The sequence below is a fragment of the Pseudomonas sp. A25(2017) genome (genome assembly GCF_002001065.1).
Taxonomy (GTDB): domain Bacteria; phylum Pseudomonadota; class Gammaproteobacteria; order Pseudomonadales; family Pseudomonadaceae; genus Aquipseudomonas; species Aquipseudomonas kilonensis.
Genome location: NZ_MUOA01000062.1, coordinates 1 through 11,086 on the forward strand (window position 1 = coordinate 1; position 11,086 = coordinate 11,086).

General features: G+C 63.8%; 8 protein-coding genes. 4 read left to right on the forward strand and 4 right to left on the reverse strand.

Annotated elements, in window-relative coordinates; all coding sequences use genetic code 11:
- Positions 1-282: 282 nt before the first annotated feature.
- The 4 genes from B0E42_RS14730 to B0E42_RS14745 all read right to left on the reverse strand — a co-directional run bounded on the left by B0E42_RS14730 (position 283) and on the right by B0E42_RS14745 (position 5,336).
- A complete protein-coding gene (locus B0E42_RS14730; protein WP_077506720.1) occupies positions 283-1,953 on the reverse strand; it encodes a bifunctional protein-serine/threonine kinase/phosphatase in 1,671 nt (556 codons plus the stop codon).
- A gap of 9 nt (positions 1,954-1,962) precedes the next feature.
- Positions 1,963-3,174, reverse strand: coding sequence for a NarK/NasA family nitrate transporter (locus tag B0E42_RS14735; RefSeq protein WP_014337339.1), 1,212 nt, complete (start codon positions 3,172-3,174; stop codon positions 1,963-1,965).
- A gap of 360 nt (positions 3,175-3,534) precedes the next feature.
- Positions 3,535-4,110: an ANTAR domain-containing response regulator gene (locus tag B0E42_RS14740; protein ID WP_003199539.1), complete on the reverse strand. Its 576-nt coding sequence runs from the start codon at positions 4,108-4,110 to the stop codon at positions 3,535-3,537.
- Between the two features lie 14 nt (positions 4,111-4,124).
- Entirely contained in the window at positions 4,125-5,336 is a 1,212-nt protein-coding gene (locus B0E42_RS14745) for a CmpA/NrtA family ABC transporter substrate-binding protein (RefSeq protein ID WP_018608725.1), read from the reverse strand.
- Positions 5,337-5,516: 180 nt separating this feature from the next.
- Here B0E42_RS14745 and B0E42_RS14750 point away from each other — a divergent pair, with 180 nt between their 5' ends.
- Genes B0E42_RS14750 through B0E42_RS14765 form a run of 4 tightly spaced genes read left to right on the forward strand, consistent with a single transcriptional unit; the run spans position 5,517 to position 11,086 of the window.
- Complete coding sequence (locus B0E42_RS14750; RefSeq protein ID WP_077506721.1) at positions 5,517-6,254, forward strand: helix-turn-helix domain-containing protein; 738 nt, start codon at positions 5,517-5,519, stop codon at positions 6,252-6,254.
- 58 nt (positions 6,255-6,312) lie between these two features.
- Entirely contained in the window at positions 6,313-7,908 is a 1,596-nt protein-coding gene (gene sctC, locus B0E42_RS14755) for a type III secretion system outer membrane ring subunit SctC (RefSeq protein ID WP_256578310.1), read from the forward strand.
- On the forward strand, positions 7,905-9,011 hold the full coding sequence (gene sctW / locus B0E42_RS14760) for a type III secretion system gatekeeper subunit SctW (RefSeq protein WP_077506723.1): 1,107 nt from the start codon (positions 7,905-7,907) through the stop codon (positions 9,009-9,011). Before sctC ends, sctW begins: the two co-directional genes overlap by 4 nt.
- A 23-nt stretch (positions 9,012-9,034) precedes the next feature.
- A complete protein-coding gene (locus tag B0E42_RS14765; protein WP_053186759.1) occupies positions 9,035-11,086 on the forward strand; it encodes an EscV/YscV/HrcV family type III secretion system export apparatus protein in 2,052 nt (683 codons plus the stop codon).

Genomic DNA, 11,086 nt, shown 5'->3' on the forward strand with positions numbered 1-11,086 from the left:
CCCTGTGGCAGCAAATTCCCTGTGGGAGCAGATCCCCTGTGGCAGCAAATTCCCTGTGGGAGCAGATCCCCTGTGGCAGCAAATTCCCTGTGGGAGCAGATCCCCTGTGGGAGCAGATCCCCTGTGGGAGCAGATCCCCTGTGGCAGCAAATTCCCTGTGGGAGCAGATCCCCTGTGGCAGCAAATTCCCTGTGGGAGCAGATCCCCCTGTGGCAGCAAATTCCCTGTGGCAGCAGATCCCCTGTGGGAGCAAAGCTTGCTCGCGATGGGCGCGACCGGATCTCAGCTATGAAACACCAGAAACAGCAGCACCAGATTCACCACCAACGACACCAGCGCCAACGTCCGCCAGACCTTCAGCGGCTCCCTTTCCAGCAACGGCCTGGGCCTGACGCTCAAGCTGCGGCGCTCGCCCTGTTCCAGCAGCAACAACCATTCCTCGGCCGTCTCAAAACGCTGCTCCGGATCCGCCGCGACGGCGCGGTCCAGGCTTTGCCCGAGCCATTCGGGCAGGTCCGGCCGATAGCGGCTGGCACTGACCGGCACGCCAAAGCGCGGGCGTTGGAAGGCTTCGATTTCGCCGTAGGGATAGTGCCCGGTCAGCAGGAAATACAAGGTCACGCCGACGGCATACAAATCCTGCTGCGCCGTGGGTGCGATGCCGCCGAAAGCTTCCGGAGCAATGTAGCTGGGCGTACCGGGCAAGACGTTGGCCTGGTCCTCGGACAGGCCTGGGCAGTAGGCCAGGCCGAAATCCAGCAGGCGCAATTCGCCGTCGTCGCCCAGGTGCAGGTTGTCCGGCTTGATGTCGCGGTGGTAGATCTGCCTTCGATGCAACAGGCCTACCGCCCGTACCAGCCGTTGCGCCAAGTCCAACCACTGTGCCAGGGGTAGCGCCCCGGCCTGGTTGAACAGCTCGGCCAGGGTCGCACCCGGATATTCCCGCATCACGTAGTACAAATGCTGGCGCTGGGGAACACCATGGACCTCGGGAAACTGCCGCCCGGCGACGCGCTTGAGAAACCATTCCTCCGAGAGCAAGGCCTGCCCAGCGCGGCTATCGTCCCGTAACTGCACGGGCAAGGTTTTCAGCAGCCAGGGTTGGCCCTGGCCGTCGCGTACCCGGTAGAGCAACGATTGCTGACTCTGGCCGAGCAGGCTTTCGATCTGCCAGCCCTCGAACACCTGGCCCGGTTTCAGCGCAGGCGGCAGGGGCCATTGCTGTAACTGGATCAGGGCATCGCCAATGCTGGCTTCGCCCACGGCATCGACCCGCACCAACAAGGCGCTGGCGTTGTCCTGGCTGCCGGCCAGGTGCGCGGCGTTGACCAGCGTCTGGGCCGCAAGGTCCAGGTCCGGTTGGTCGCGCAGGATGCCGGCGATGGCCGTGTCCCCCAGGACTGCCCAGACGCCATCGCTGAGCAATACGAAGGTTTCGTCGGTGCGCAGTTCACCGTCGAGGAAGTCGAGGATCAGGTGTTGATCCAGTCCCAGGGCGCGCTTGAGCACATGTTGCATGCCTTGCTGTTCCCAGACGTGATCTTCACTGACCCGTTGCAGATGATCGGCGTGCCAGCGGTAGACCCGGCAATCACCGACGTGGGCCAGGGTGAAACGCCGGCCCCGCAGGACCAGGGCGCTGACGGTGGTGAGCAGCGGTTGCCCGCCACCGTTGGCTTGCAGCCAGCGGTTCTGGGCCAGCAACAGCCGGTCCAGCGCCTGGGCCACGCCCCAGGTTTGCGGCGTGGAATAGTAGTCCAGGGCCAGCGCCTGCAAGGTCGAACGGGCGGCCAGTCCGCCATCGGCGCATTGGCTCACGCCGTCGGCGATGGCGAACAGGTAACCCTTGCTGGCGGCCAGGGCCGGGGCGGGGGTGACCAGGCGCAGGGCGTCCTGGTTTTCCTCCCGCGGGCCGATGGCGCTGGCTTCGGCGAAACTCAGTTGCAGGCTCATGGTTGCAGGTTATACCCGAGCGGCGGTGACAGCTGCCGAACCCCAAGTGGTTCTCCAGCGACGCTTGACGCCGTACAGGCCGAACCAGGCCAGGACACCGAGGCTGGCGAACAACCACAGGGCCAGTTGATAGCTGCCGGTGCTTTGCTTGATCGCGCCCATGCCCGCCGCCAGGGCGAAGCCGCCGATACCGCCGGCCATGCCGATCAGCCCGGTCATCACGCCGATTTCGCGACGGAAGCGTTGTGGCACCAGTTGGAACACCGCGCCGTTGCCTGCACCCAAACCGAGCATGGTGCAGACGAACAGGGCCAGGGCTGCGTAGGAGCTCGGCAGGTTGAAGCCCACTGCGGCGATGCAGACGGCCGCTACGGTGTACATGCCCAGCAAGGTGCGGATGCCGCCGAAACGGTCCGCCAGGGCGCCGCCCAGGGGACGCATCAGGCTGCCACCGAAGACGCAGGCGGCGGTGTAGTAGCCAGCGGTGACCGGGCTCAGCCCATATTGGTCGTTGAAATAGCCGGGCAGGGCGCTGGCCAGGCCGATGAAGCCGCCGAAGGTCACGCTGTAGAAGAACATGAACCACCAGCTGTCACGGTCGCCCAGGGCCTTGAGGTAGTCGGCCATGGATTTGGCTTTCGGCCGCTCGGGGGCGTTCTTGGCCAACCAGGCGAAAAGGACCAGGGTCAGCACCAGTGGGATCAGCGCGAAGCCGAACACGTTGCTCCAACCGAAGGCTACCGCCATCACCGGTGCGATCAGCGCCGCGAGCACGGTGCCCGAGTTACCGGCACCGGCGATGCCCATGGCCTTGCCCTGATGCTGTGGCGGATACCACTGGGAGGCCAGCGGCAGGGCCACGGCGAACGAAGCGCCGGCCACGCCCAGGAACAGGCCGAGCAGCAGGGCTTGTTCGTAGCTGTGGATGCCCAGTTTCCAGGCGCAGAACAGCGCACCGATCACGATCACCTGGCCGACCATGCCGGCGGTTTTTGGCGAGATCCGGTCGGCCAGCAGGCCCATGAACAAACGCAGCACGGCGCCAGCCAGGATCGGTGTGGCGACCATCAGGCCGCGTTGCTGGGTGGTCAGGTGCAGATCGGCGGAGATCTGTACCGCCAGTGGACCGAGCAGGTACCAGACCATGAAGCTCAGGTCGAAGTAGAGGAAGGCCGCGAACAGAGTCGGGGTATGGCCGGATTTCCAGAAGCTTGAATTCATCGCGCACCTCAGCTGTAAAAGTCTCGAGAAATGAGTCAGTGCTTAGAGCAGTGCGCCGCCTGTGGTCGCACCACCGGCCCCGAAGAGCCAAAACAAAAAAACGCCGCAACCCGGATCGCCAGAGAGGCAAGGAGGGTGTGCGACGTCTTTGTCGTAGGTGGGGCAACCGCCGTTGGTTACCTGTGGGTTTGCTTAAGCGAGATCTGTGCCAGGTCTGTCATGATCGTTCCTACGCTCTGCGTGGGAATGCATCTCGTGACGCTCTGCGTCACCTTGTGAAGCGGAACGCGGAGCGTCCCTGGCGGCATTCCCACGCAGAGCGTGGGAACGATCATTAGTAGGCCAGGCGCTACAAGGCTTTCAGCCGAGCAGCTCATTCATGGCAATGATCTGCTCTGCAACCTGGATCAGTTTCTGCTGGCGGCTCATGGCCTGGCGGCGCATCAGGGTGTAGGCCTGTTCCTCGTTGCATTCCTTCATCTTCATCAGCATGCCCTTGGCCAGTTCGATGCGCTTGCGTTCGGCCAGTTGCTGGTCCCGGGCCAGGAGCTGGGCGCGCAGGGCCTGGTCGCTTTCGAAGCGGGCCATGGCCACGTCGAGGATCGGTTGCAGGCGCGCGGCGTGGATGCCTTCGACGATGTAGGCGCTGACGCCCGACTTGATCGCCTGGCGCATCACATTGGGGTCGTGCTCGTCGGTAAACATGACGATTGGTCGTGGCTGGTCGCGACTGACCAGCACCACTTGCTCCATCACATCGCGCCCGGGTGACTCGGTATCGATCAGGATCACGTCCGGACGCACCGTTTCGACGCGCGCTGGCAGGTCGATGGTCAGGCCGGATTCGTCAATGACTTCGAACCCGGCCTCAATCAGGGCAGCCTTTAGGCGCCCGACTTTTTTCGCGGTGTCGTTGATCAGCAGGATACGCAGCATGGTCGTGGCTCCTGTCAGCGGCTGGCGAGAAGGGGAGCCGCATCGCTCAAGGCGTGCAGTTTGAAGCTGCGGGCGTACCCGGCCGGGTCCGAGCCGTCCCAGGTGGTGCCGTCGATCAGTTGGCTGCTGCGCATGTCCTGGCGCGGGGACGCGATGTCCAGCGCCGCGCAGGCTTCGCGGTACAGCTTGAGTTGCTGGACGCCCTGGGCCACGGCCAGGTAATCCGGGTCTTCGCGCAGTAGGCCCCAGCGGCGGAACTGGGTCATGAACCACATGCCGTCCGATAGGTACGGCAGGTTCACCTCGCCATTGCCATGAAAACGCATGGCGTGGGGGTCCTGCCAGCTGTTGCCCAAACCGTCGGCATAAATCCCCAGCAGGCGCGGCTCGATGCAGTCCAGCGGGGCGTCGAGGTATTCGGGCGCACTTAACAGTTGCGCGGTGCTGCGACGGTTTTCGCTGCTTTGTTCGATGAAGCGGCTGGCTTCGAGGATCGCCATCACCAGGGCCCGGGCGGTATTGGGGTATTGCTCGACGAACGCGCGGGTACAACCCAGGACTTTTTCCGGGTGATCGGGCCAGATGGTCTGGGTAGTCGCCAGGGTAAAACCGAGGTTCTGCTTCACCGCGCTGGCGCACCAGGGCTCGCCGACGCAAAACCCGTCGATACGCCCGGCTTGCAGGTGCGCGATCATTTGCGGCGGAGGCACGACCACGCTGTCGACATCCGACAACGGGTGGATGCCCTGGGCGGCGAGCCAGTAATAGAGCCACATGGCGTGGGTGCCGGTGGGGAAAGTCTGGGCGAAGGTCAGTTTCGGGCGAGTTTGGTGCACGTGCCGTTCCAGTGCTTCAGGACTGGTCACGCCTTGGGCCTGCAAGCCATGGGACAGGTTGATGCTCTGGCCGTTCTGGTTCAGCCCCATCAGCACGGCCATGTCGCTCGCCGCGACCCCGCCGATGCCCAGGTGCACCGCGTAGATCAGCCCATACAGGCTGTGGGCGGCATCGATTTCACCGCTGACCAGCTTGTCGCGCAGGTTGGCCCAGGACGCCTGGCGCTTGAGGTTCAGGGTCAGGCCGTAGGGCTGGGCGAAGCCCTGGGTGGCGGCCACGACGACCGGGGCGCAGTCGCTCAAGGCCATGAACCCGAGGTTGACCGCGCTCTTTTCCGGGGCATCGCTGCCGTTGACCCAGGCCAGGGGGTTGGCTGGAACTTCATTCATCGCGCTTCACCTTCCACTTAATCAGTCTGGCACTCATTTGGCCTTTGGCACCGGCGCCGATGAGCAGTAATGGTGCAAGGCATATGCCAGCCGAGCCCTCATCACCTTCCCATCAAGATTCCAGGCGTCGTGTCTTTCATCCTGTCGGTCCTTCCAACGCCAGGCAGCAAAGGGGACCGTATGCAGGACACAACAATTCGCGCCACGGCATTGCCCGATCTGGGTGAACGCGTGCTGCACCTGCGCGTGGCCCGGGCCCCGGTTCAACTGAGCGCCGGGCGGTTGGGCCGCAGCCACTGCCTGCCCGTCGGTTGGGAGGGGTTGGTGGTGCAGAGCGATTCGCTGCGCTTGAGTGGCGGCGAGTTGCATGTCACGCCGGTTTGCGAAGCGACGCTGGTCAAGCTGCAGGCGTTCCTGGACATGAGCGATGCCCTGGTGGATGCCGGGCAACGACTGCACGCGGAGCCATGGGCCCTGTTGCCGGTGGCGGGGGAAACCGTCCGCTCGCCGCAACGGCTTGAACGCTGGTACATCGGCCAAGCGATGAGCGGCACGCCGGCCTATCACGCGGTCGCCCACCTGCTGCGTCATCACGAGAGCTACGGGCTCGTGCGTTTCCTTCTGGAGCAAGGCACCCACAGCGAAAAACTGAACACGCTGGCGCAACGCTACGGCGTATCGGTTTCGCACTTTCGCAGGCTCTGTCGCCAAGCCCTGGGCTCTGCCGCCAAACCGGCCTTGCGTGGCTGGCGCACGGCCCAGGCGCTGTTGAACATGAGTCTTCAGGACGGCTCGTTGACCGATGTCGCGCTGGAGTTCGGCTTTGCTTCGTCGTCACATTTTTCCAAGGAGATCCGCGAACTGGTGGGTTTCGCACCCAGCAGCCTGGCGGATATCACCTACCTTCCAGGCAAGTGAGCCGATGAGCCGCCAACCGTTATCCCCATCCCTTTTATTCGTCTGCCTTAGCGCTGTGATGCTGCTCGCATCCGGTGCCGCAAGGGCCGATGTCTATACCTTCGAGGCTCGCGAACAGAGCGCGCGGACCTTTTTCAGCGAGCTGTCCGGGTCATTGGGCAAGCCGGTGATCGTCAGCAAGGCCGCGGCGGCCAAGCGCATTGGCGGTACGTTCGACCTGCGCACGCCGCAACGGACCTTCGAGCGAGTCAGCGTGCAGATGGGGTTGATCTGGTACAGCGATGGCCAGGCGATCTATTTGTATGACGCCTCGGAAATCAAGAGCGCGATGATGTCGCTGCAGACCCTGACCGTCGCCAAGCTCCAGGCGTTCCTGGGGCGTTCGGGCTTGCACGATGCGCGTTATCCGCTGCGTCACGACGGTTTGCGGACCTTCCATGTGTCGGGCCCGCCGATGTATGTCGACCTGGTGGTGCAAGCGGCCGGGTTGATGGACAACCAGCGCTCGGAACTGTTGCTGGGCAAGCAGCAGATTGGCGTCATCCATGTGCGCAACACCTTCGTCAGCGACCGTAAATATGAGCTGCGTGACGACAAGGTGACCATCCCCGGGCTGGCTACCGTGATCGAAGCGCTGTTGCGCGGCGAGAAGCAGCAGGTCGAGCCAACGGTGGCCCAACCTTCCACCCAGCAGCCACGAGGCGCGATGCCGGTGTTTCCCCTCGAAGGCCTGGCGAACAGCTCTTCGGACCAGGACCCGACGGCACCGCGAATCATTGCGCGCGAGGTGGCCGCCGGCAACATTCGGGTGGTCGCCTACCCGGACACCAACAGCCTGTTGGTCAAGGGGCTGCCCGAGCAGGTGCGCTTTATCGAGAACCTGGTCAATGCCCTGGACACGCCGAAACGCCATGTCGAGCTGTCGCTGTGGATCATCGATCTGCACAAGGATGAACTCAATCAGTTGGGTATCAACTGGCAAGGCGCGGTGAAGTCCGGCGGGCAATTCAGCGCCTCGCTCAACGCCGGTTCGGCCACCACCCTCGACGGCGCCTCGTTCGTGACCCAGGTCATGGCGCTGGAGCGCACCCAGCGGGCGAACGTGGTCTCGCGACCGGTGATCCTGACGCAAGAGAACGTGCCGGCGATCTTCGACAACAACCGCACGTTCTACGCCCCGCTGGTGGGGGAGCGCAGCGTTGACCTGCAGCACATCACCTACGGCACGCTGGTCAGCGTACTGCCGCGTTTCGCCCAGGCGGACGAGATCGAGATGTCGCTCAATATCGAAGACGGCAACGAAGTCGAGAACCCCGGCCGGGGTGAGCAACAGAGTGCGTTGCCGACGGTCGGACGCACGCGCATCAGTACCGTGGCGCGGGTGCCCCAGGGCAAGAGCCTGCTGGTGGGCGGCTTCACCCGTGATGACCATGGCGAGCAGATCGGACGCGTGCCAGTGTTGGGATCGATTCCGTGGATCGGCCGCTTGTTCAGCTATCGCCAGAACCGCTCGGCCAACACGGTGCGGGTGTTCCTGATCCAGCCCAAGGAAATCCGCGACGCGCTTGAACCCGTGGAGACGGGCATGCCGTTGCTGACTCCCGAGCAGCACGAACGTGTGCGTCGAATGTACTTCCGGATGTCAGAGCGATGATCCTGCCAACGGTTTCCAGCGGTGGCCGGGTTGCCCAGGCGCGGCTGAACGCCGAGAAGGCCGCCGAACATCCACAACCGCAAGTCGACGCCGAGGCGGGGCTGGACGACAGCGCAACGGCGGCGGTGGCGCAGCGCATCGTGCAGATCAGCGACGAGCTGTCGGCGGCGCTGACGCAGTTCCGTGGCCGGCGCTTGTTCGAACTCAAGTCCGAGACGCTGACCGACACCTTCGAACGCGTGCTCGAGGACGACACCGTACCCAAGGCACGACAGGTGCTGAGCTTGGCGCGGCTGGCGGACAAGCCCGTGGCCTGGTTGCTGCAAATGGCGCGCAGCCTGTTCCCCGACGACAGCGACCTGGCGCTGGTGCTGCGGGCGTTGTTGCGCCGCCGGAACCTGGAAACCCGCACCCGCCAGCGGCTCGAAACGCTGTTGCAGACGGTGGTTGCCCAAAGCTCGCCCAAGCGCATGAACGCCGGGATCAACGCGGCGCTCAAGGCCAGGATGTTCGGCGGGAGCATGGCGGTGCGGGCCGGCCTGCTGCGCGAGACCTACCGGGATTTCCTCGAGTCCGACGAAGGCCCGCTCAGTTGCTACCAGGACTGGATTGCCCTGTACGGCCCGGCACAGCGCACGAATGTGCTGGCCTTCATCGAAGCCGCGCTGCTTACCGACATCAGCGCCCAGGACCCCAGTTGCTCGCGCATCGAGTTCGGCCAACTGTTGACCCGGGTCACCGACCTCAAGCGCCTGCGCTCGGCCGATGCGCTGTTTATCGGCGCTGTGCTCGGCGATGCACTGCTCTGCCGGCACAACCCCCACGAGGCCGACTGGCTGGTGTTCATGTTCGGCGTGTTGACCTACCCCGATGACCTCGACCAGCTGTTGCTCGGGGCGTTGGGGGAGGGGGTGCTGCTCAGTGCCCACCGGGAGCGTTCGACGGTGTTGCAGGCCGTGCGTCGGCTCAGCCTGCAATTGCCGACGCCGCTGTTTGCCGATGAAGAGGCGCCACAACGCCTGGCCATCCAGTTCACTCGCCTGGCCGACGTCGCCTATGCCCACGAACTCATCGAGCAGCGACTGCCCGGTGGCCGCCCATGATCTTGTCCCGGAGCCAGGCCTGAATGCTCAACGTGTTCCTGCGCAATGTCGGCGCGCGCCCGGAGCTGCTGATCCTCACCTTGATGGTGATGATCATCGCCATGCTGATCATCCCCTTGCCAACGGTGCTGGTGGATTTTCTTATCGGCCTGAACATCGTCATCTCGTTGTTGGTGTTCATGGGCTCGTTCTACATCGAACGGATCCTCAGCTATTCGACGTTCCCAGCGCTGCTGCTGTTGACGACCTTGTTCCGCTTGGCGCTGTCGATCAGCACCAGCCGGCTGATTCTCAGCCAGGCCGATGCCGGCGAGATCATCGCGTCGTTCGGCGACTTCGTGATCGGCGAAAGCCTGGTGGTGGGTTTCGTGATTTTTTCCATCGTCACCATTGTCCAGTTCATCGTGATCACCAAAGGCTCGGAACGGGTCGCCGAAGTGGCGGCGCGCTTCTCCCTGGACGGCATGCCCGGCAAGCAGATGAGCATCGACGGCGACCTCAAGGCCGGTGCCATCGACGCGGCCCAGGCGCGGGAAAAACGCAGCGTGCTGGAGCGTGAAAGCCAGTTGTACGGTTCTTTCGACGGGGCGATGAAATTCATCAAGGGCGATGCCATCGCCGGCATCATCATTATCTTCGTCAATTTCATCGGCGGCATGGCCATCGGCGTCGGGCAATTGGGCATGGACATGTCCACGGCCTTGTCCACCTACACGCTGTTGACCATCGGCGATGGCCTGGTCGCGCAGATCCCCGCGCTGCTGATTGCCATCGGCGCCGGCTTCATTGTCACCCGGGTCAACGGTGATGACAGCAACCTGGGGCGCAACATGCTTGCCCAGATGCTGGGCAACCCCTTCGTGCTCGGTGTCACCGCGTTGCTGGCGGTGGGCGTGGGCCTGTTGCCCGGTTTTCCGCTGCTGACCTTCCTCTCGATTGCCAGTGTGCTCGGGCTGGTGGTGTTTGTGCGCCACCGCAAGTCCTTGCGCCAGGCCAGCCCGGGCGAAAGCCGTAGCGAACCTGCCGAGCCAGGCGCGGCGCAGGGTGAATCGGGATTGCTCGACGACGTCGACAACGTTGCCACTGAAACCATCGCCCTGATGCTGCTGGTGCCCCCAGCGCGCCTGCAAGCGTTGGAGAAGGAGCGTTGGGCGGCGCGCTTTCGCAGCCAGTTCTTCGTCGATTACGGGCTGCGCATTCCCGAACCGCGGCTACGGGCCAGCGAGGCGTTGCCAGCCCATCAAGTGGCAGTGCTGATCAATGAAGTGCGCGCCGAGCAGTTCGATATTCATTTCGATCACTGGCGCCTGCTGGACTATTCGCCGGAGCTGGAGCCGTTGGGCTTTGCCCTGGTGCGTGGCAACGACAGCAATCGCCTCGGTGGTGTCTGGCTCACCGCCGCCGACCGCGAGCGCGTGCAGCAGTTGGGCTATCACCTGCGACCTGCCGACGAAGAATGCTATCGCTGCCTGGTCACGCTGCTGGCGCGCAACATCCAGGAGTTTTTCGGCGTGCAGGAAACCAAGCAGCTGCTCGACGAAATGGAAGCGCGCTACCCCGACCTGCTCAAGGAAGTCTATCGCCACGTCACGGTGCAGAAGATCGCCGAGGTGCTGCAGCGCTTGATCGGCGAGCGCATCTCCGTGCGCAACATGAAGCTGATCCTCGAAACCCTCGCCCATTGGGCCTCCCGGGAAAAGGATGTGCTGGCGCTGGTCGAGCACGTTCGTGGCGCCATGGCCCGCTACATCAGCAACAAGTTTGCCCAGGGCAACGACCTGCGCGTGCTGCTGTTGTCGGCGGAGTTCGAAGACGTGGTGCGCCGGGGCATCCGGCAAACCTCGGGCGGCAGTTTCCTCAACCTGGAACCGGCCGAATCGGAAGAACTGATGGACCGCCTCAGTGTCGGCCTGGACAGCGTGCACATCGCCCACAAGGACATGGTGCTGCTGTGTTCGGTCGATGTGCGGCGCTACATCAAGAAATTGATCGAGGGGCGTTTTCGGGAGCTGGACGTGATGTCGTTCGGCGAGGTTTCCGAGACGGTCTCGGTCAATGTCATCAAGACGCTATAA

What these genes read in the sequence shown, in the direction of transcription:
- sctW (WP_077506723.1), top strand. Translation starts at nt 7,905, where the DNA reads ATGATCCTGCCAACGGTTTCCAGCGGTGGCCGGGTTGCCCAGGCGCGG.
- B0E42_RS14765 (WP_053186759.1), top strand. Translation starts at nt 9,035, where the DNA reads ATGCTCAACGTGTTCCTGCGCAATGTCGGCGCGCGCCCGGAGCTGCTG.
- B0E42_RS14745 (WP_018608725.1), bottom strand. Translation starts at nt 5,336, where the DNA reads ATGAATGAAGTTCCAGCCAACCCCCTGGCCTGGGTCAACGGCAGCGAT.
- B0E42_RS14730 (WP_077506720.1), bottom strand. Translation starts at nt 1,953, where the DNA reads ATGAGCCTGCAACTGAGTTTCGCCGAAGCCAGCGCCATCGGCCCGCGG.
- B0E42_RS14735 (WP_014337339.1), bottom strand. Translation starts at nt 3,174, where the DNA reads ATGAATTCAAGCTTCTGGAAATCCGGCCATACCCCGACTCTGTTCGCG.
- sctC (WP_256578310.1), top strand. Translation starts at nt 6,313, where the DNA reads ATGCTGCTCGCATCCGGTGCCGCAAGGGCCGATGTCTATACCTTCGAG.
- B0E42_RS14750 (WP_077506721.1), top strand. Translation starts at nt 5,517, where the DNA reads ATGCAGGACACAACAATTCGCGCCACGGCATTGCCCGATCTGGGTGAA.
- B0E42_RS14740 (WP_003199539.1), bottom strand. Translation starts at nt 4,110, where the DNA reads ATGCTGCGTATCCTGCTGATCAACGACACCGCGAAAAAAGTCGGGCGC.